The sequence below is a fragment of the Thalassotalea sp. G2M2-11 genome, from assembly GCF_017168195.1.
In the GTDB taxonomy this organism is placed as follows: domain Bacteria; phylum Pseudomonadota; class Gammaproteobacteria; order Enterobacterales; family Alteromonadaceae; genus Thalassotalea_E.
Map to the genome: position 1 here is coordinate 441,827 of NZ_JADNYL010000004.1, position 21,247 is coordinate 463,073.

Annotated in this window: 15 protein-coding genes; 12 read left to right on the forward strand and 3 right to left on the reverse strand. The window is 39.9% G+C overall.

The annotated features are described in order from the left end of the window. The first annotated feature begins 2 nt into the window (after positions 1-2). The 6 genes from prsT (at position 3) to IV514_RS15930 (ending at position 11,844) form a co-directional block, all read left to right on the forward strand. Positions 3-2,759 carry an XrtA/PEP-CTERM system TPR-repeat protein PrsT gene (gene prsT, locus IV514_RS15905; RefSeq protein WP_206486291.1) on the forward strand — a complete coding sequence of 919 codons (2,757 nt, stop codon included), beginning with the start codon at positions 3-5 and terminating at the stop codon, positions 2,757-2,759. A gap of 322 nt (positions 2,760-3,081) precedes the next feature. Further along, the gene (locus IV514_RS15910; RefSeq protein WP_206486292.1) at positions 3,082-4,815 is read left to right on the forward strand and encodes a DUF4856 domain-containing protein; all 1,734 of its coding nucleotides are present in this window, start codon (positions 3,082-3,084) and stop codon (positions 4,813-4,815) included. A 93-nt stretch (positions 4,816-4,908) separates the two neighbouring features. Continuing rightward, positions 4,909-6,150, forward strand: coding sequence for an imelysin family protein (locus IV514_RS15915; protein WP_206486293.1), 1,242 nt, complete (start codon positions 4,909-4,911; stop codon positions 6,148-6,150). After that, the gene (locus IV514_RS15920) at positions 6,150-8,375 is read left to right on the forward strand and encodes a TonB-dependent receptor (RefSeq protein ID WP_206486294.1); all 2,226 of its coding nucleotides are present in this window, start codon (positions 6,150-6,152) and stop codon (positions 8,373-8,375) included. Before IV514_RS15915 ends, IV514_RS15920 begins: the two co-directional genes overlap by 1 nt. A 98-nt stretch (positions 8,376-8,473) precedes the next feature. Next, positions 8,474-9,451 (forward strand): sterol desaturase family protein, encoded by a 978-nt coding sequence (locus tag IV514_RS15925; protein WP_206486295.1) that lies wholly within the window; start codon positions 8,474-8,476, stop codon positions 9,449-9,451. A 215-nt stretch (positions 9,452-9,666) separates the two neighbouring features. Further along, positions 9,667-11,844 (forward strand): TonB-dependent receptor, encoded by a 2,178-nt coding sequence (locus IV514_RS15930; protein WP_206486296.1) that lies wholly within the window; start codon positions 9,667-9,669, stop codon positions 11,842-11,844. Between the two features lie 43 nt (positions 11,845-11,887). Here the strand turns inward: IV514_RS15930 and IV514_RS15935 are convergent, their stop codons facing one another. Both IV514_RS15935 and IV514_RS15940 read right to left on the reverse strand, forming a co-directional pair. Next, positions 11,888-12,853 carry an NAD(P)-dependent oxidoreductase gene (locus tag IV514_RS15935; RefSeq protein WP_206486297.1) on the reverse strand — a complete coding sequence of 322 codons (966 nt, stop codon included), beginning with the start codon at positions 12,851-12,853 and terminating at the stop codon, positions 11,888-11,890. An 18-nt stretch (positions 12,854-12,871) separates the two neighbouring features. After that, positions 12,872-13,744, reverse strand: a complete 873-nt coding sequence (locus IV514_RS15940) for an ABC transporter substrate-binding protein (RefSeq protein ID WP_206486298.1) — start codon at positions 13,742-13,744, stop codon at positions 12,872-12,874. 3 nt (positions 13,745-13,747) lie between these two features. Between IV514_RS15940 and prmA the strand changes: the two genes are divergently transcribed. The 6 genes from prmA to purD all read left to right on the forward strand — a co-directional run bounded on the left by prmA (position 13,748) and on the right by purD (position 20,262). After that, the gene (prmA, locus tag IV514_RS15945; RefSeq protein WP_206486299.1) at positions 13,748-14,629 is read left to right on the forward strand and encodes a 50S ribosomal protein L11 methyltransferase; all 882 of its coding nucleotides are present in this window, start codon (positions 13,748-13,750) and stop codon (positions 14,627-14,629) included. Between the two features lie 183 nt (positions 14,630-14,812). Beyond that, positions 14,813-15,778 (forward strand): tRNA dihydrouridine synthase DusB, encoded by a 966-nt coding sequence (gene dusB / locus IV514_RS15950; protein ID WP_206486300.1) that lies wholly within the window; start codon positions 14,813-14,815, stop codon positions 15,776-15,778. Positions 15,779-15,795: 17 nt separating this feature from the next. Beyond that, positions 15,796-16,083: a DNA-binding transcriptional regulator Fis gene (gene fis / locus IV514_RS15955; RefSeq protein WP_206486301.1), complete on the forward strand. Its 288-nt coding sequence runs from the start codon at positions 15,796-15,798 to the stop codon at positions 16,081-16,083. Between the two features lie 210 nt (positions 16,084-16,293). After that, entirely contained in the window at positions 16,294-17,895 is a 1,602-nt protein-coding gene (gene purH, locus IV514_RS15960; RefSeq protein WP_206486302.1) for a bifunctional phosphoribosylaminoimidazolecarboxamide formyltransferase/IMP cyclohydrolase, read from the forward strand. A 243-nt stretch (positions 17,896-18,138) separates the two neighbouring features. Further along, the gene (locus IV514_RS15965) at positions 18,139-18,924 is read left to right on the forward strand and encodes a class I SAM-dependent methyltransferase (RefSeq protein ID WP_206486327.1); all 786 of its coding nucleotides are present in this window, start codon (positions 18,139-18,141) and stop codon (positions 18,922-18,924) included. 51 nt (positions 18,925-18,975) lie between these two features. Further along, positions 18,976-20,262, forward strand: a complete 1,287-nt coding sequence (gene purD, locus IV514_RS15970; RefSeq protein WP_206486303.1) for a phosphoribosylamine--glycine ligase — start codon at positions 18,976-18,978, stop codon at positions 20,260-20,262. A 53-nt stretch (positions 20,263-20,315) separates the two neighbouring features. Here purD and IV514_RS15975 read toward each other — a convergent pair whose 3' ends face one another. Then, positions 20,316-21,056, reverse strand: coding sequence for a hypothetical protein (locus IV514_RS15975; protein WP_206486304.1), 741 nt, complete (start codon positions 21,054-21,056; stop codon positions 20,316-20,318). Between the last annotated feature and the right edge of the window lie 191 nt (positions 21,057-21,247).

Sequence of the window (21,247 nt, forward strand, 5' to 3'; positions counted from 1 at the left end):
TTATGAAGCGAATTATTCTGTTGTGTGTGGTGTTATTATTAGGGGCTTGTTCGCCGCAATCGAGTGAAAGTTACCTTCAATCTGCTCAACAACTGATGGAAAATCAGGACTATCAAGCGGCGGTCATTGAGCTAAAAAATGCCATCAAACAGTCACCTGATATGGCACAAGCGCGTTTTCTGTTAGGTCAGGTTTATCTGAGCCAGGGCGCTTATGAAAGTGCGGAGAAAGAGTTAAATAAGGCATTAGCATTAAAGTACCCAAGTGCCCAGGTATTGCCTTTGCTCTCGCAAGCGTATCAAAAATCTCGTTCAGATGTGGCCTTGCTCGACTTAGATCATCAAGATACAGGCTTATCACTCGCGCAATCAGCTCAAGTGGCTTTTTATAAGTTACAAGCCATGTTTCGCTTGGAGCAAAAAGAAAAAGTAAACGCACTGATCGAAGAAATTCAATTATTAGATACAGACTCAGTATTTAAGCAGCTTGCTTTTGTTTATTCATTGGTGATGAATCAACAAGTAGACGCAGCGCTTGAGCAATTGGATAGCATCATTGCTGCGCATGAGGATCAGTCTGATGCCTTAAAATTAAAAGCGATTTTATTAGCTCGTTCGGGAGAATTAGCAGCAGCTGCCGATACTTATTTATCCTATGTTTCTTATTTTCCAAATGATTTAGAAGTGAGCTTTATTACCGCTCGGCTACTAGTTGAATTAGATCGAACAGTAGAAGCTGAGCCGTTAATTGATACCTTGTTAACGGTGAATGAGGATAATGGCTTGCTCAATCAATTAAAAGGTATTGTGCGTTATAAAGCTAAAGACCTTGAAAATGCCTTAACATATACCGAAAAAGCGATTATCGCTGACCCAAATGATCCGGCATTACGATTATTAGCAGGCTATTCGGCCTATCAGTTGGATGATTTTGAAAAAGCCAACCAGTATTTATCTATGATAGCGCAAGATTTACCCCAAGATCACCAAGCGTTACGTATGTTAGCGGTTAGCCAACTGAGACTAGGATTAACTGAACAAGCAGGTGACACCATCGCTGCACTCGATGGTTTATCAGATAAAGACAATGCACTAGTGTCAACCATTGGCTTAGCGTTAATGCGCCAAGGCGACATAGATAAAGCACGCTCTATGCTTACTAAATCAGATGAATTATCTGCTCAAACGGCAGAAGATTTAACGCGCCTAGGTTTGTTGAAATTGTCGCTAAATGATGTCTCCGGTATCGCTAAATTAGAACAAGCGCTTGATAAAAAACCCGATCAACCATTTACTCGTCAAACGTTAGCAACGGCTTACTTATCAAGCAAAAAATATGATAAAGCATTGGCTTTAGCCAAACAGTGGCAAAGTGAAAATGAGCAAGATATCCAAGCGATCACCTTAGAGGCGAGCGTTTATGCTCATCAGGGTAAGTTAGCACTTGCTAAAAAAACTTTTCAACGTGCGATAACCTTTGCTCCTGATGATGCGAATGCTTATCTTGCATTGGCTCAATTAGCTATCTCTGAGCAAGACTATGCTAACGCCACGCATTATGTGAACACTGTCTTAAAGCAGCAACCATACCATATGGGGGCGTTAGTGAAATATTACCTTTTGGCGGTGGCAAATAATAGCGCAGAACAAGCGATGCAACTGCTTCAACAGCGCTTTGATGAACAACCTGATCACCAAGGATTGAGGCTGTTATTAGCCAAAGTGTACCTGCATGAAAAGCAATACCAAGATAGTATTGAAGTATTGACAAATTTTCCTCAAGAGAATGCTCCGCAAGTATATTGGAAAACGCTAAGTCAGGCTTATTACGGAAATAAACAGTTCGAGCAACTGACCAAGCTGAATCAACAATGGTTGGAGCAACGACCGAATAATAAAGAAGCGGTGATCAGTAATTTGATCTTGCTAAACAGCCAGCGAGAGTATGAGCAAGGATTAGCATTGAGTCAGCGTTTTCTCGAAAAAGATAAAAATAATATTGCAGTGCGATTGTTTTATACGCATTTCTTGCTGATCAAAGGGGATATGAAATCAGCAAAAGCAAATTTTACCGCTTTACCTGAACAAGCGAAAAACTCTGCCTTTGCCAAGGGCATATTAGGGCAGTTACAAGTGGCTGATAAACAATATGCCAAGGCACTACCCAATTTAGAAACTGCTTACAAAGCACAGCCATCTGCGCGCAATATGCGTTTGGTTTATCTTTGTTTGAACCGTATGTCAAAGCAGCAGGCGGCGGATGATTTTTTAAGAGCCCATGTCGACAACTTCCCTAATGATGGTGAAAGTTTAATGCAATTTGCACAATTGCAATTAGCCACCGATATTGATGGTGCAATTAAGAGTTATCAACATGCGTTAACCATCAATGACAAAAATTTTATTGCGTTAAATAATCTCGCCTATTTTTCCTTACAACGAAATGATATCGATAAGGCGCAACAATATGTTGAACGAGCGCTAGCGATTCGCCCTAATATGCCCGACGTGTTAGATACGGCCGGTAGAATTTATATGGCTAAAGAAGAGTATTCCCAAGCGCTGCAGCATTTGACCAAAGCCGTTAACCAGTCAACGGGAGTGGTGAAGGAAGAGATTTATTTAAATTATGTTGAAGCATTATTACTCAATAATGAAGTCACACTGGCTAAGCGCAAATTAAACCAACGAGAATTTGCAGAACTCAAGTCTAAAACGCGAGCTGAGCAGCTCAGAAAAACCTATCATTTATTACCTTAAAAGCACCTGATAATGAAAGAAGGGTAAATTTTTTTGCCCTTCTTGTTATGTGACAAGTTATCAAATGGTCGATAATTTCTGACAACTAAACCACTTGTATTTCATCGACTACCGCTGTTTTTCTTCGTTATTTATAGTCAAATCATACTGTTAGATCGAACTTTTCAGTCTATACCAAATTGTTATCCTTCAATTTTTGTTCTAAATCAACAAATGGGTATATTATTCTAAATAATAGTTATTCGCATTTGCATTAGTGTTTTTTTATGGTAGCATGCTCACCATTAAATGAATAACAATAGATTTTACACTTGGAATCGGTATGACTTTTAACAAAAGCTTATTAGCAACAACAATAGCAACATTATTTACCTTAACTGCGTGTGGCGGTAGTGGTTCTTCTAGTAATAAAAATGAAGACGTTGTCAAAAACTCTGCGCCAACAGATATCACAATCAGTAACGACAGTGTTGACGAAAATGCAGTTGCAGCAGTCGTCGGGACATTATCAGCAACAGATGCTGATGCTGGTGACACCTTCACTTATACGGTGGATGGTGACATGTTTGTGGTAGATGGTGATCAGCTCGTATTAGCGGCCGATACCCAAGCAAACTTTGAACAAGCAGTATCACATACGGTCAATGTTACTGTGACTGATAATGGTGGTTTATCCTATAGCAAAGAAATCACGGTTAATGTCAATGATGTGCTAGATACTTATAGCTTTGATAGTAAGTTTATTGATGGTTCCAGTGTTTCTTACTCAGGACAAATTGCGCGTCATGTACTAATCGCTGAATTAAATCATTATATTGGCAACACCTTAAAAGGCGAATTAGACGACGGCACATTAACCTCAAAGCAAGATGTTTTAGATAGATTAAATAAATTTTTCCGCACTACTGAACTGCAATACGATAACTTTGAATTAAAATCTTTTGATGCAAATACTAAGCAACAATACATGGCTGATATTTCAGGTAGCCATAAAAATTTGGTGGGTAAAATTGCAGGTAACGATACCAAAGGCCAGCATAAAGATTGGAACAATGGTGATTTCGCTGGTTGGGGCGCACAAGGCAGTTACACACCTGAAAGCCTGATTGACATGTTCTTTGAGCAGCTAGCGGATAATGCACAGCAACACTTAAATGGTGTGGTTCGCCAATCTGCAACCGGTGATGATATCACGGCAATTTATTTGAATACTGACGGTACCGATCTTAAACAGCTAATCCAAAAGTTCTTATTAATGAGTGTTGCTTATTCACAAGCTACCGATGATTACTTTGGTCATGAAACCGAAGGTAAAGGATTAACAACTGACAATACCGGCGCCGCTTCAGGCAAACCGTACACTAATCTAGAGCATCAATTTGATGAAGGTTTTGGTTATTTTGGTGCAGCTCGTGATTATATGGAATACAACGATAATGAAATCGCTGGTAAAGTGAAATCGACCGAAGATGGACGCGAAGACTGGAATGGTAAGCATGACAGCAATGGTGATGGTGAGATTGATTTATTAGCTGAGTATAACTTTGGTAATTCAACCAATGCCGCTAAACGTGATCGCGGTACTAAATCAAATACTAATCCGACTGACTACACTACTGATGCGATGGCGGCATTAATTGCTGGACGTGCCTTGATCAATGACAATGCAGGTAATGCGCTTACTGCTGAACAAATGGAAGCATTGAAAGGTTATCGTGATAGTGCTGTTCAAGCATGGGAAAAAGCGGTAGCTGCGACAGCGGTTCATTATATTAATGAACTAACTGCTGACTTATCAGCGTTAGACACCAACGATTTCAGTTATTCAACTACTGCTAAGCATTGGTCTGAGTTAAAAGGTTTTGCTTTAGGTTTACAATTTAACCCTTACTCACCTATTTCCGCTGAGCAGTTTGTTGAATTACATCAACATATTGGAGAAGCACCAGTGTTAGACTCAGTAACTGTAGAGCAATACTTGACTCAACTTGCTAGTGCGAGAGAGATATTAGCACAAGCGCTTGATTTTGATGCTGAAAACGTTGCAAATTGGTAAGTTCATTTGCCCCAATTGAATGAGTGTTCAATGAATAAAAAGCTTGACTGTGACTAGTCAAGCTTTGCTGTTTTTAAGAGTAAAAAGGTCATCATGATAAAAAACGTTAAGCAAAAACATTTAATCACCATTGCCATAACAACAGTCCTGTTAGTGAGTGCCTGTGGTGAAAGCACTAGTAGTTCATCTGGCGAAGGCTATGCTGATCAACAGCCGATAGAAACAGGTTTTGACGAGCAAGCATTAATTGCTAATTTGGTAGATAATGTCATATCCCCGACATTTGATCGCTTTGTTGACGAATCTAACGAACAAACACAGCTAGTTGATGCTTATTGTCAGGCTGAACAAAGTTTTGCTGATGGTTTAAGCGATGCTTCTGCGGTTGCACAGGCTAAAGATGCTGCCCGTGAAGGCTGGAAAGTAGCAATGAGTACCTGGCAACAAGCCGAAACCATGTTATTAGGTCCATTGCTTGAAAATGATAACTTACTTCGTAATAACATTTATTCTTGGCCGATTGTAAATTCCTGTGCGGTTGATTACGACGTAATGTTTTTCCAAACGGGAGAGGTGAACGGCTCTCCCTATGACATCACCAAACGAACATCATCTCGAAAAGGTTTAGCGGCGTTAGAATATCTCTTATTTAATGATGATCTCGCAACGAGTTGTGAATCGGCAGGTCCTGATGGCTGGCATAATCAATCTGAGAGTTATCGTAAAATTGCGCGCTGTCAGTTTGCTGTGGAAGTCGCACTAGATATTCATAATAATGCTAATGATTTAGTCTTCGCTTGGAGTAATGTTGGAGGCTATGCGGAGCAATTAAAAACAGCTGGTAGCGCCAATAGTGTTTTTAATAGTGAACATGAAGCGGTAAATCGGATAAGTGATGCGATGTTCTACCTCGACAAATCAACCAAAGACGGTAAATTGGCTGAACCTTTGGGCTTGTTAGTTAATGAATGTGGAACCGGTGCCTGTGTCGAAGCGGTTGAGTCAAGATATGCGCAACAATCCATTTCACACATTATTAATAATTTAATTGGCTTTGATCGCCTGTTAACGGGGGACAATGGCACAGGTTTTGTTGATTTTCTTATCAACAATGATGCCAGTGAGGTTGCTGATGACATGACCAGTGATGTGCAAACAGCTATCAGTGGTGCCCAAGCGTATCAACAAAGTTTATCTACTACCTTAATTGAAAACCGTGAGCAAGTGGTACAAACCCACACTGATATCAAAGCAATAACGGATAAACTAAAAACGGATTTCATCAATAACCTTGCCCTTGAATTACCGAAAACCTCAGCAGGAGATAATGATTAATGATGGCACCATCGACTTTTAAAAAGTGCGCAATAGCACTTGCCGTATTATCTGTTGGCTTCAATGTAAATGCTGATGATAGCGCCAAGGATCTTGATATAGAAAAAGACTATTTAGAACGTATTCAGATCATAGGTCATGATGAAAAGTTACGTACAGAATCAGGTTCAGCAACCTTAATTGGTGAAGCGGAATTAGAAAAATTTAAGTTCGATGATATTAACCGAGTATTATACAGTGTGCCAGGGGTTAATATTCGTGAAGAAGATGGTTTTGGTTTACGTCCTAATATTGGCTTTCGTGGTGCAACGCCTGAACGTAGTAAGAAAATAACGGTTATGGAAGATGGTGTATTAATTGGTCCTGCGCCTTATTCTGCTCCAGCCGCCTATTATTTTCCCATGATGAGTAAAATGACGGCTTTAGAAGTGTTTAAGGGGCCAGCGGCCGTCAAGTATGGGCCCAATACTGTTGCAGGGGCATTAAATATGACCACTCGTCATATACCCGATGGTAGTGAAGGAATGATTGATCTTTCGCTTGGCACCGACGGTTATGTGAAAACTAAAGGCTATTATGGCAACACGAATGGCAATTTTGGTTATTTACTCGAAGGTACTCATATTCAATCGGATGGCTTTAAAGTGCTCGATGGCGGTGGTGATACCGGCTTTGATAAAAACGACATCATGGCGAAGTTCAATTATGACTTATCTACTAACGACTATAGCCAAATTTTTGAATTAAAACTTTCTTACGCGGATGAAATCTCGGATGAAACCTATTTAGGATTAACCGACGATGATTTTAAACACAGTGCTAATCGTCGTTATGTCGCCAGTCAGCTGGATAAAATGGACTGGCAACACCAACAAATACAACTGACACACTTTATTGGTAATGATGCATTCGATATTACCACACGGTTATATCGTAACGATTTTGAACGTTCTTGGTTTAAAATTAATGGTTTTAAAAATGGCTTGGTGCATCGTGACTTGCAAGAAATTTTGTTTAATCCAACGGATGAAATCAATGCTAGCTTTTATCAACTGTTAACTGGTGAGCGTAATACTGGAAAAGAATACGAAAAAATCATGCTAGGTGATAATGCTCGTGAATATTATTCTCAAGGCATTCAATCGGAGCTTTATTTGGATATTGAAGTTGCGGGATTGATGCATGAATTTAATGCCGGTTTTAGGTTTCATCAGGATCAAATTAAACGTCGTCATACCGAAGATGCATTTTTGATGCAAAGTGCGCAATTAGTCTCAGATGGTAGTGCAACGGTAGCGACTACGACGAATTTAGAAGAAACTGATGCTGTGTCGATTTTTATTAAAGATCGAATTTTTTGGCATGATCTTGAAATGACTTTTGGTTTGCGTGGCGAGCTGTTTGAGTCGCTATATCAGAATCAGGCTGAAGGTAAAGCAGATGATTGGTTGAAAAAGCAAACCGATATTTGGTTGCCCAGTTTTAGTGCGTTTTATAAATTATCAGAGCTCTCTGGACTATTTTTTGGTGTACATGAAGGGTTTATACCGACTAGTCCAAAAGAGCATCCGTCTGTATCGGTAGAAAAGAGTGTTAATTATGAATTAGGTGCGCGTTATAAAAATAACGGTAGCCAAGCGGAGGCTGTGGTTTTTTATAATGATATCAATAACCTCAAAGAAAGCTGTTCATTTTCTGCCGCTGCAAGTTGTGGTGATAATTTAGATGCGGAATTTAACAGTGGTGCAGCGACAGTGTATGGATTAGAACTTACTATGGCTCATACTTTTGCCGTAAGCCGTATTGTTGATATGCCGCTTTCACTTACCTACACCCTGACAGAATCCGAATTTGATGCCAGCTTTGCTTCAGACTTTCCTATGTGGGGAAGTATAGAAGAGGGTGACACTTTACCTTATCAACCGGAACATCAACTGACGGTTAACGCTGGCTTAGTCGCCAATAACTGGCAGGTTAATTTCATTGCTCGATATGTTGATGATATGCTGGAAGCCTCTGGTGATGGCGTGTTGTTGGCAGGGGTTAAGACGCAAGCTCATACCGTATTAGACTTTTCGGCAAGTTATGAATTGGGCGATATGGGCAACGTTTATTTAAAAATAGATAATGTGTTAGATGAGCAAGAGATCATCAGTCGACGTCCTTATGGAGCAAGACCTAGTAAGCCACAACAGGTGTTTATCGGTTATCAATATAGCTTCTAAATGACAGGTAGCTTTGTATTGAGGAGTAGCTCAAATGACTCCTCTTTATCTAGCGATATAATGGCAACAAGCAGTTCAAAATAATTGAAGGTAGTGATGTGATCGATTTTTTATTTGCTAATGTACAAGAGCTCTCTATGTACTTGTTTGATGCAAATAAGAGAATTTATTGGGGGTATTTGTTGTCGGCAGTAATGCTGGCGGTACCAATATTTCTGCTGCAATTGAAGCAACAAGAGAAACAGGCGTCAGTCGTTGGTTTTCTCTCTTTTTTATTTCCGAAAAGCATCTATTTGTCGCAATCTGCACGTAATGACTACTTCCTATTTATCGTCAATAAACTGTTAAAGGCGGCATTGTTTCCGTTAATCATTCTCACGATGGCACCCATTGCTCTTTGGGTGACAAATAGTATGGAGAATTTATTTGGTACAATAGAACATCTGCAATTATCAGCTAGCTCCGTAATGATCGTTTTTACGCTTGTACTATTTCTTGTCGATGATTTTACCCGTTTTTATCTTCACTATCTCTTACACCGTATCCCAATATTGTGGGAATTCCACAAAGTGCATCACTCAGCGCGAGTATTAACGCCATTTACCATCTACCGCTCTCATCCTGTCGAAAGTTATTTGTATGCATGTCGCATGGCACTTACTCAAGGATTTGTGGTGGGTGTTTGTTACTACTTTTTAGGGCCAACGTTGAAAATGATCGATATTGTTGGCGCTAACATGTTTGTCTTTGCTTTTAACATTATGGGATCTAACTTACGTCATAGCCACATTTGGCTATCATGGGGTGATAAAATAGAGCATTGGTTTATCAGTCCAGCACAACATCAAATCCACCACAGTGATAACCCAAAACTATGTCATTCAAATTTCGGCTCCGCCTTAGCTATCTGGGATAGAGTGGCAGGCTGTTTTACCTTGGCTTCGCAAGTCAAAAAACTATCATTTGGTATCGGTGAGCAAACGGCAGAACACGATAAATTGCTCAATATTTATATAGCTCCTTTTAAGCATGCATGGCGGCGTATTAAAGGTGCGCTTGTTTTAACCAATAAGTAATCAGCGCAAGCCGTTTCTTGCTAAAAATAACATATTTAACTTTATCTGCTTGCTACTGATGGCATCTACTTTAAATATTTTTGAAAGCAACAATTGAATTTTTGTGATCATGATCAAAAGAAATGTATTTTAAATATAAATAATAACGATTCTTATTTGGTTGTGTGTTTTAATAGCACCAATTCTATTTCAGTAGTATTTAATTAAGGTTTTCTATGAACGTTTTATCTTCTTTCAAACCAGCGTTGTTATCAATTGCGGTGTTAAGTGCAATGAGCTCTATTGCTTATGCAAACGATAATGATGATATGGAACATCTGACCATTTTTGGTTCTGATGGCGTTGTTAATGATGTGCCAGGAAGTGCTCATTTGATTTCTCAGGATGAGTTAGAAAAATTCGACTTTACCGATATTATGCGCACCTTAACTTCGGTACCTGGTGTTTATGTATTAGAAGAAGATGGTTATGGACTTCGCCCTAATATTGGTATGCGTGGCACTGGGCAAAACCGTAGTGAAAAAGTGACTATTATGGAAGATGGGGTTTTAGCAGCTCCAGCGCCATATGCTGCACCGTCAGCTTATTATTTCCCTACTGCTGGTCGTATGCAGCAGATTGAAGTGTTAAAAGGCACATCAAGTGCAATGTTTGGTCCACGTACTACCGGTGGTGTGGTCAACCTACTATCTCGTCAAATTCCTGAACAATCATTAGCAGGTCAAGTCAATGTTAATGTTGGTCAAGATGGTTATGCCAAAGCTCATGCGTATGTAGGTGGCTCTGGGGATAATGTTTCATCTGTTTTTGAAGTGTTTCGTTATCAAGCCGATGGCTTTAAAGATATTAACCATAGTGATCGCGAAACAGGGTTTGTGAAAAATGATGTTTTAGCAAAAGTGCTAGTGCACAGTGATAATAGTGCAAAATATTATCAGGAGCTTGAATTTAAGTTGAAGTTTTCTGATGAAGATTCTGATGAAACCTACATGGGATTAACTCAAGCAGATTTTAAAGCTGCTCCGTATACGCGCTATTCTGCATCGCAGTTAGATAATATGGCAACAGAGCATAAACAAGCACAAATTAACCATCATATTCAATTATCTGAGCGCTTCACTTTAGGTACCTCTTTATATTACAACGATTTTAGCCGTAACTGGTATAAAACGAGTAAAGTCAATGGTGATAGCTTAAGCAAAGGTGGCATTGAAAACGCCGCAGCGTTTGATGAAGGGGCATTGCCTTTTGATGAAATCTCAGTGGATATCAAAGCCAATAACCGTAATTACTTATCAAAAGGCCTACAAACAACATTGGATGCAGACTTAAATGATCATCAAGTGAAGTTCGGTGTTCGTTTACATAAAGATGAGATGGATCGTTTTCAGTGGGTAGATAAATATGCGCTTGATTCAACTTATCAAATGAGCCAAACAAGTGCAGGCGTGCCTGGTTCTGACTCAAATCGTATCGACAGTGCGGAAGCGCTTGCGGTATTTGTTCATGACGAATACACCATCGGAGAGTTTATTATTAATGCTGGTCTTCGCTATGAAGATATGACAATAGAGCGACATGACTGGGGTAAATCAGATAGTGCTCGCGATAATGATCCTACACATAAAAAGAATAGTGTTGATGTCTTACTTCCTTCACTTGCGTTAACTTACCGCGTCAATGATGAGCTGATTATTTTAGGTGGTGTGCAAAAAGGCTTTGCGCCGCCAGCACCAGGTAATGAAGACAGTGATAACGAAGAAAGCGTTAACTATGAATTAGGTTTGCGTTTTAATCGTGCAGCCTTCAACAGTGAAGCCTTATTCTTCTATTCAGATTATGAGAATATGCATGGTAACTGTACGGCAAGTCAAGGTTGTGAAGATGACAACATAGGTAATCAATATAATGCGGGTGAAGTAGAAGTATCTGGTTTAGAAGTAAAAACAGGCTATGAATTTGCTGTAAGTAACTTGCTTGTACCTGTTAATTTGACTTATACCTTTACAGAAACTGAGTTTTTAAATAGTTTTTCTTCAAAACTTGATACTTGGGGTAGTGTGGTAAAAGGTGATGAATTACCTTATGTGCCGCAAAATCAGTTGCAATTTACTGTTGGCATGGTTGGCGAAAACTGGCGCAGTGATTTACTTGTGCGCTACATGGATGAAATGCGAACAACTGCGGGGCAAGGCAGCATTATTTCATCCCAAGCTATCGATAGCCGTACTGTGGTTGATTTAGCTGCACATTATAATATTGCTGACAATCAAGAAATCACATTAAATGTCGATAATTTACTTGATGAAGAATATATCTCAACCAGAACTCATGGCTCAATCATGGTGGGTAAGCCAAGAAGTGTCACCTTAGGTTATAAATATAGCTTTTAAGATTAACTAAGTATTGAGAAAGCGAGGTATCACCTCGCTTTTTTTATGCGCCGCTAACAAACTCTTGTACATTTATTTGGCTAAGAGATAGCGCTGAGTTGTGAGGTAATGGTTGATGCCCCGAGAGAAGGTAAATAATTTTGTTGCCTGCCTCGGCTAATTCTAGTGCGTGTTGAAAGTTTATTAACATAGTCGAAGGAACCGATTGAGGGAATTTATCAGCGTCTCTTCTGACATATTCAATGAGGTTTTCATTGACAAGTTCGTCATAAAAAACCGCATCGGCAAATTGCATTTCTCGATGCGCGGCTAGGGTTAACTTATCAGGATCGCCATCTAACGTATGTATAAAGGTTATTTCTCCGAGCGGCGGCGGTGTTTCTTCTTTTAAGCTGGCAATTAACTGTTGCTCTGCTTGTTGGGTGTTATCTTGTAAAATGGCATTGCCAATAGTACCTCGCAGAGTGTTCTCCCAGAAAATCCGTCTATTTCTGATCCCTTTAATACGGGCTTTAACATGATCACGAAATTTGAAGGAGAATTCGGCTAATTTGCCATAGCCATCAGGCAGAATTTTTTCAACTTGTTCGCGCAGCATTCTTAATAGAATGGGGGCGCTGCCAGAACTCGACATGGCAATGATCATCGGAGAACGATCGATAATAGCTGGTGTGATATAGCTGCATAATTCAGGTTGGTCTACCACGTTGATCAGAATGTTAAGATCATCAGCCTCATGATAAATAGCTTTGTTTACTTGTTCATCATCGGTGGCCGCTATCACTAAGTTATAGGGTGCTAATAAACCAGGCTGGTAGTTATGGGCTAAGCGGTGGAGCCCGTGGCTGTCTATCAGGCGTTCAACACTTTCAGACACCTGTTCACACATCACAGTGATCTTGGTGGTGGTTTTTAATAACAATTCAATTTTTCGTGCAGCGACATCCCCACCACCAATAATTAAGGTGTTAAGTTTGCTGCCAGTAAGGAAGATTGGGAAATAATTCATAACGTTGTCGTTTATTTGTTATTTTAAATGCCATTTTTCCAACAGCTTATCATAACGTCCATCAGCTTTTATTGATGTTAAGCTGTTTTTCACTTTTTTTATTAATTCAGGGTCAGTGTGTAAGTTCGCTGCTAAGTACATATCGGAAGCAAAGTCAGGAATATCAAATATTAATGATAACATTGAAGCATCTAATCCTGTTTTTATTATTTCATGTTTCCATATTACGCTGTTGGTAAAGGCAATGTCGACTCGGCCACTATATAAGGCTTCCCATAAAATGGAATATTTACTACTGAGGTATAAATTTTTGTTAAGGGTAAAGCCTTTTTGCAATAAATAGTCCTCCGCTAAATCATGGCGGATTGAGCCTACCGAATACTGTTTAGCATCATCAATAGAATTAATGGCAATATCTTTTCGTGTTTTTAACGCGGCGAAATAAGAGCGAATGGTATATAACTTATCGATCCAGATAAATTTTTGTTCGCGTTCTTCACTTCTTAACATTGAAAATATAAAAGTATTGGGTTGTTCTAGTGATAAACCGTAGCTTCTTGCCCATGGATAAAATTGAATTTTGCCATTAATCTGACTTTCTTTAATGACAAGTTCCATCAGTTCAACTAATGCGCCAGAAGTGTTGTGCTGCTCATCGTTTGCTATTTGTAATGGCGGTAGATCTTCAGTGAAAAATATGACTTGTTGGCTATGTGCATAAAAGGATAAGCAAACAAAAATAAATAGCGAGAACAATTGACGACTTAGGTTCAGCATTTTTTTCCCTCTTGCTCGTTTCGATGATTCAGTTTGTTGTGTTAACCATGAAATTGCAATGAGTTTTGTTGATGAACAAGGTAAACTACCACTAAAGTATAGCGATAGAGACAAAAAATGCCTTGGATACAATTAAGATTGAGCGCAGATGAAGAAACGGCTGAGAAATACAGTGATTGGTTAAGCGCTTGTGGCGCACAAGCCGTAACCTTTATTGACGCGAAAGATACGCCAATTTATGAACCTTTACCGGGCGATGAAGTGACCTATTGGTCAAACACCATTGTGATGGGGCTTTATGATGCCTCGCATGATATGGATAAAGTGTTAACTTATCTTAAAAGTATCCATCCTGATGGCGAGCAAATGTGCTATAAACTTGAGCAGCTTGAAGATAAAGATTGGGAGCGAGAGTGGATGGACAATTTCCATCCGATGAAATTTGGCAAACGTTTGTGGATCTGTCCAAGTTGGCGTGAAGTACCTGAGCCTGAAGCTGTCAACGTGATGTTAGATCCTGGTTTAGCCTTTGGTACAGGTACACACCCAACTACGGCATTGTGCCTTACATGGCTTGATGGCTTAGATTTAACCGGTAAAACCCTTGTCGATTTTGGTTGTGGCTCGGGGATTTTATCATTAGCGGCATTAAAACTGGGGGCAGAAAAAGTTATCGGGATTGATATCGACCCTCAAGCACTACAAGCCAGTCAGGAAAATGCCAAGCGAAATGGTGTCGAAGACAGATTAGAATTGTACTTACCCAAAGATCAACCTACGTTAACGGCTGATGTGGTGGTTGCAAATATTCTGGCTGGCCCATTAAAAGAATTAGCACCTACCATTATGTCATTTGTTGGTGAGCATGGATTACTTGCGTTATCAGGGGTACTTGAGGTGCAAGCGCAAGAGTTACAAAACTTATATGGGCAATGGTGTCATATGGATCCGATCATGGTGCAAGAGGAATGGGTGCGTCTTTCAGGCCAGAAAAAATAACTTAAAAATTGTGCAGACTTTGAGACTAAATTGTACAAAATCTGCACGCATCAATAGTTTGCAAAATGTCAATAAAAAAATATTGAAAAAAAGCCGCATTTGTACAATTTATATGCTTTTCAATCGCCCAAAAAACGCGTAAACTTAGCGCCCTTTTGAAAGGTAGCTCAAAAAAGCAACAGTGTGAAGATAGGTTCTTATACGTTAGCAAGTAATACTATGCTTGCCCCAATGGCCGGAATTACCGACCAACCATTTAGGCAATTATGTTGCCAGATGGGGGCTGGATTAGCGGTATCAGAAATGGTATCTGCCAACCCTAAGGTATGGAATACTAATAAATCTAAACGCCGTTTAGTGCATAGTGAAGATGCTGGTATTCGCTCAGTGCAAATAGCAGGGTCTGATCCACAAGAGTTAGCCTTTGCCGCCCAGATAAATGTTGATAATGGTGCACAAATTATCGATATCAATATGGGTTGCCCAGCAAAAAAGGTAAATAAAAAATTAGCGGGTTCAGCGTTATTGAAAGAGCCAGCCTTAGTTGAACAGATAATTCAAGCTGTGGTTAATAAGGTTGATGTACCAGTAACATTGAAAATTCGTACAGGATGGTGCGAAAACTCGCGAAATGGTATTGAAATAGCAAAAATTGCAGAAATTAATGGCATACAGTCCCTTGTTGTTCACGGTCGTACTCGCAGCGACTTTTACAAAGGGGATGCTGAATATGACACGATCAAAGCAATTAAGCAGGCTGTTTCTATTCCTGTTGTCGCTAATGGTGATATCACCAGCGTAGAAAAAGCATCACAAGTGCTTAATTACACAGGAGCTGATGCCATTATGGTTGGTAGGGGGGCTCAAGGGCGTCCATGGTTTTTTAGGGAAATAAATCATTATTTGAAAACCGGCCAACAGTTAGCGTCACCCTCAATGGAAGAGATCCGCTCAATTTTAATTGGGCATGTACAAGAGTTACACAAATTTTATGGTGACTTTATGGGTGTTCGATTTGCCCGAAAGCACGTTTCTTGGTACTTGCAAACGCTAGACCCAGAAAAACAGTTTCGTTCTATTTTTAATGCGTTAGAGTCTGAACAACAACAGCTCGAAGCATTGACTAGATATTTTGATAATTTAATTTAAGAAAGAGTCTGAACTTTATGTTTGAACAAAATATTTCATCTCCATTCGTTACAGGTAACATGCAAACTCAAACTGAGGCATCTCCTTTACGCAGCCAAGCAAAGATTGCTATTAGCAATTATTTATCTCAATTAAATGGTAACGATGTTGACGATATGTACGACCTTGTCCTATCTGAAATCGAAGCGCCAATGTTAGAAGAGGTGATGAAGTATACCCGCGGTAATCAAACACGTGCCGCTAATTTATTAGGCATTAACCGTGGTACTTTACGCAAGAAGCTTAAAAAATACGGTATGAACTAAAATGACGCAGGTTAGCCTGCACTGAAAAAGCACCTTAGGGTGCTTTTTTACTTATGATAGATTGAATATGTTTGTAGCGATAAAAACTTTTAATTATCTCTACAAATAATCAGGACAAGATAATACCCTAAGTTACGCGGCGTATTATCAGCCAAGGACATATGTCAAAGGCCAGACATTATTTTAAATTTAAAGGTAACTGATAAAGCAATGGATACTCCACGCCCGATCAAACGTGCACTGTTAAGTGTATCTGACAAAACTGGTATTGTAGATTTTGCTCGCAATCTTGCGCAAAAAGGCGTTGATATTTTATCAACAGGTGGTACGGCTAAATTATTAGCTGATAACGGCATTCAGGTGACAGAAGTCTCTGATCATACGGGTCATCCTGAAATTATGGATGGTCGTGTTAAAACACTTCATCCAAAAATTCACGGTGGAATTTTAGCGCGTCGTGGTACTGATGAATCAGTGATGGCAGAAAACAACATTGATGCTATTGATATGGTCGTTGTGAATTTATATCCATTTGCTAATACCGTTGCTAACGATGATTGCACGTTAGAAGATGCTATTGAAAATATCGACATCGGCGGACCTACTATGGTGCGTGCGGCGGCAAAAAACCATAAAGACGTCACTATTATTGTCAATGCTTGTGATTATGATCGTGTATTAGAAGAAATGAATAATAATGGTGATTCATTAACTTATAACACGCGTTTCGATTTAGCGATTGCGGCTTACGAGCACACAGCTGCTTACGACGGCATGATCGCCAACTACTTTGGCAAAATGTTATCGGCGCATGCTGATAACAATCAAACGGTAAGCTTTGAAGAAAAAAACAAGTTCCCACGTACCTTCAATAGTCAGTTCATTAAAAAGCAAGATTTACGTTATGGTGAGAATTCACACCAAGATGCTGCTTTTTATGTGGAAGCTCAACCAGAAGAAGCATCGGTTTCAACCGCCAGCCAACTTCAAGGTAAAGCATTATCTTATAACAATATTGCTGATACCGATGCAGCATTAGAGTGCGTGAAAGAATTCGACGAGCCAGCTTGTGTGATTGTTAAACATGCCAACCCTTGTGGTGTGGCTATTGCTGAGAATATTTTAGCGGCATATGAAAGTGCTTTTAAAACCGATCCTACTTCTGCTTTTGGCGGTATTATCGCCTTTAACCGTGAATTAGATGCAGATACTGCCGAAGCTATCGTTTCTCGTCAGTTTGTTGAAGTGATCATTGCACCACTTATTTCAGATGCTGCGGCACAAATTGTTGCTGCTAAGCCAAATGTACGTTTACTCGAGTGTGGTCAGTGGGATACTCAAACTACAGGTGTTGATTATAAACGCGTCAATGGTGGCCTATTAGTACAAGACAGAGATCAAGGTCGTGTAGCTGATGCTGATTTAAAAGTGGTAACTAAACGTCAACCAACTGAAGATGAAATGCGTGATCTTAAGTTTTGTTGGAAAGTGGCAAAATTTGTCAAATCCAATGCCATTGTTTATGTGAAGAATAACATGACAATCGGCGTGGGTGCGGGACAAATGAGCCGTGTATATTCTGCCAAGGTTGCTGGTATTAAAGCGGCCGATGAAAACCTTGAAGTGAAAGGTTCAGTAATGGCATCTGATGCATTTTTCCCATTCCGTGACGGTTTAGATGCAGCAGCTGAAGCTGGTATTACTGCGGTTATTCAACCAGGTGGTTCAATGCGTGATGAAGAAGTGATTGCCGCGGCCGATGAACACAATATTGCTATGGTGTTCACAGGGATGCGTCACTTCCGCCATTAATTACTACTGTGACTTGGCTTGACCTTTCACATCGTGAAAGGTCAGTTGATGCAATGAGTTTAAACGTTAGAAATATTTTCTGACGTTTTTTTAATTGTTTTCTTGGTAATGAATATTGTTTCCTCTGTTTTCGGTCTTATATTCTGTTATAAATACAATGTGTCAATTTTATGGAAGAGTGTAATGAAAACAATAAGAAATAAGTTAATCAGTGCAATTATTGCTTCAACGGCAACAATTGGTATGACCGCAAGTGCTACACCAGTCAATGAAACTTCACAAGTCGCGAAAGCGCATGAGCTTGCGTTAGTTAAAAAAGCAATGTCAGGTGCGCACCGTAGTGCAAAAAGTAAGGCGCGTGATCAATATCGTCATCCCGCAGAGACCTTAGCTTTTTTTGGTTTTCGCCCTGATATGACGGTGGTAGAAATTACCCCTGGTGGTGGCTGGTATACTGAAATATTAGCTCCCGCATTAAAAGGAACAGGCAAACTTTACGGTGCTCATTATCCTGACACCGGTGAAGACAACTATTACACTCGTTCGCGTCGTAATTTAGAAAAAAAGCTAGCAAGTGATATGGTGTTCAATGAGGTTGAGCTAACTGATTTTGATCCAAAAGCTGGCAGTGACTTAGCTCCTGCTGGTACTGCTGATTTAGTCTTAACGTTTCGTAACCTACATAACTGGGGCGAAGCAGGCATGGCGCAAGTATTCAAAGATGCTTATAAAGCGTTAAAAAAAGGTGGTGTATTAGGGGTAGTTGAACACCGTATGCCAGCGTCACAACCTTGGCAAGAAAACCAAAAGAGTGGTTATGTGCCTCAAGCTCTCGCGGTAAAATATGCACAAGCTGCTGGTTTCACCTTAGCGGCAACGAGTGAAATTAATGCAAATCCAAAAGATACGGCGACACATCCTAAAGGTGTTTGGACGTTACCGCCAAGTTTAGCCTTGGGTGAGCAAGACAAAGCAAAATATTTAGCGATAGGCGAAAGCGATCGCATGACGTTAAAATTTGTAAAATAAAACATAGTGGATAGTTAGCGCTATTTACTTCGACTTTTTAGGAATTAAAAAATGAAGGTATTAGTCATTGGTAGTGGTGGTCGTGAGCATGCATTGGCATGGAAAGCGGCGCAATCAACACAAGTTGAGCAAGTGTTTGTTGCACCTGGTAACGCGGGAACGGCCACTGAGGCGAAATTAGAAAATGTTGATATAGCGGTGGGAAACATACCTGCACTTGTTGATTTTGCTAAAACGAATGACATAGCGTTAACTATCGTTGGACCTGAACAACCATTAGTGGATGGTGTGGTTGATGCTTTTCAAAAAGAAGGGCTCAATATTTTTGGTCCATCAGCTAAAGCTGCTCAATTAGAAGGTTCAAAGTCGTTCACTAAAGATTTTTTAGCACGTCATCATATTCCCACCGGCGCTTATCAGAATTTTACTGAAATAGAACCTGCAATTGCTTATGTCAGAGAACAAGGTGCTCCCATTGTTGTCAAAGCGGATGGCCTGGCGGCAGGTAAAGGGGTTATTGTCGCAATGACTCTGGCAGAAGCAGAAGATGCAATTAAAGATATGCTTGCTGGAAATGCCTTTGGTGATGCTGGCCACCGCGTGGTGATTGAAGAATTCCTTGAAGGTGAAGAAGCAAGTTTTATCGTAATGGTCGATGGTAAAAACATCTTACCGTTTGCGACTAGCCAAGATCATAAACGTGCTTATAACAACGATGAAGGTCCAAATACTGGTGGCATGGGAGCATATTCTCCTGCACCTGTCGTAACACCGGAAATTCATAATCGCATCATGAATGAAGTGATTGTGCCTACGGTTGAAGGTATGGCAAAAGAAGATGCACCATACACGGGCTTTTTATATGCCGGTTTAATGATCGCCGCGGATGGCACACCAAAAGTGATTGAATATAATTGTCGTTTTGGTGATCCAGAAACACAGCCTATTATGATGCGTTTACAATCTGACTTAGTTGAATTGTGTTTAGCTGCGTGTCATCAACAGCTTGATAACAAAGAAATTAGCTTTGATTCGCGCGCTGCAGTGGGGGTTGTACTTGCGGCGGCAGGTTACCCTGGAAGCTACCCGAAAGGCGATGTAATTTCTGGGTTAGAGAGTAATACGGCTGAAGATCGTAAAACCTTCCATGCTGGTACCGCATTGAAAGGTGAACAGATCGTCACGGCAGGCGGGCGTGTGTTATGTGCGACAGCATTAGGTGAAAGCGTAACATCAGCACAAAAAGCAGCTTATGAATTATTAGGGCAAATTACTTGGCAAGGTGTTGAATATCGAACAGATATTGCACATCGAGCAATTGCCCGAGAGCAAGAATAATTTAATACATTCATTGTAAAAAAAGCCTGAAGCCATAAACTTCAGGCTTTTTTTTAATGATTCTTGGTCAGTTTTTCTAACTTTGCTCCACCAGCAATTGCCGCATCGATTGCTGAGTTTTGATTGAGCCCTGCTTTTATTGCACTATCAACTATGAGTTGGTCATGTTTAGCTTCGCTTGAATGTACTGCCTGAGTCACGACCTCTTCGCCATTGTCGGGAAATAAATTAATTGTATCCATCACGAATTTGGCGATTTTATCCGGCACGGCTTTGATTGCGCCAGTTAAAATACCTAAAAAGCTGTCTGGATAATGAGTGAAAGTGTTATCAAGTACCGCTTGTGAAACTACCGGCTCGGTTTGGATAGCAACTCTGACAATATTCTCGATATTAGCAGGATCGTTTTGTATGGCAATATTGACAATTTCCTGAGCATAGGCTGGCTCAGTTTCAATCGCAATGGCAATAACTTCTGCAGGATCAGCAACTTTTTCAGCAAGTACTGTTGAAATAACATCACAAGCTAAGACGGGTTCGGCTTGAATAGCACCGATCATGATCGCTTTATATTGCTCTGGATATAAGTTAAGTGCCACTTTTAACACCAAATCCACTTGTTCAGGGTATCGGGTCAGAATGGAACTAACACTATTTTTAATTGAAATTTGCTGTTTAACTTGTTGGCTTAACAGTTTGGCGATCAACTCTTGTTGCTTAAACTGCGCGATATCCTTCGCAAATACACCGGTGCTTAGACCGCAAAGTAGTAACAAAACAATTAATCTACTCATTGTTTATGCTCTCTACATTAAATTTTATCAGTAACTTGACTTGATAAACTATCGTTGTTGTTTTTATAGACAAACTACTATAGGTGAAATCATCTGGCATATCTCCTGATCATTTATACAGAAAAATATGCCTCTGCCTTAACTATTAGTGCATAAAACAGACCAAAAGTTCAATAAATAATCGAACAGTA

Bases quoted from the DNA above. Each gene is read 5' to 3' on its own strand.
- IV514_RS15935 (WP_206486297.1), bottom strand. From the start codon at position 12,853: ATGAATTATTTCCCAATCTTCCTTACTGGCAGCAAACTTAACACCTTA.
- prsT (WP_206486291.1), top strand. From the start codon at position 3: ATGAAGCGAATTATTCTGTTGTGTGTGGTGTTATTATTAGGGGCTTGT.
- purH (WP_206486302.1), top strand. From the start codon at position 16,294: ATGGATACTCCACGCCCGATCAAACGTGCACTGTTAAGTGTATCTGAC.
- IV514_RS15915 (WP_206486293.1), top strand. From the start codon at position 4,909: ATGATAAAAAACGTTAAGCAAAAACATTTAATCACCATTGCCATAACA.
- fis (WP_206486301.1), top strand. From the start codon at position 15,796: ATGTTTGAACAAAATATTTCATCTCCATTCGTTACAGGTAACATGCAA.
- IV514_RS15930 (WP_206486296.1), top strand. From the start codon at position 9,667: ATGAACGTTTTATCTTCTTTCAAACCAGCGTTGTTATCAATTGCGGTG.
- IV514_RS15965 (WP_206486327.1), top strand. From the start codon at position 18,139: ATGACCGCAAGTGCTACACCAGTCAATGAAACTTCACAAGTCGCGAAA.
- IV514_RS15975 (WP_206486304.1), bottom strand. From the start codon at position 21,056: ATGAGTAGATTAATTGTTTTGTTACTACTTTGCGGTCTAAGCACCGGT.
- IV514_RS15910 (WP_206486292.1), top strand. From the start codon at position 3,082: ATGACTTTTAACAAAAGCTTATTAGCAACAACAATAGCAACATTATTT.
- prmA (WP_206486299.1), top strand. From the start codon at position 13,748: ATGCCTTGGATACAATTAAGATTGAGCGCAGATGAAGAAACGGCTGAG.
- purD (WP_206486303.1), top strand. From the start codon at position 18,976: ATGAAGGTATTAGTCATTGGTAGTGGTGGTCGTGAGCATGCATTGGCA.
- IV514_RS15920 (WP_206486294.1), top strand. From the start codon at position 6,150: ATGATGGCACCATCGACTTTTAAAAAGTGCGCAATAGCACTTGCCGTA.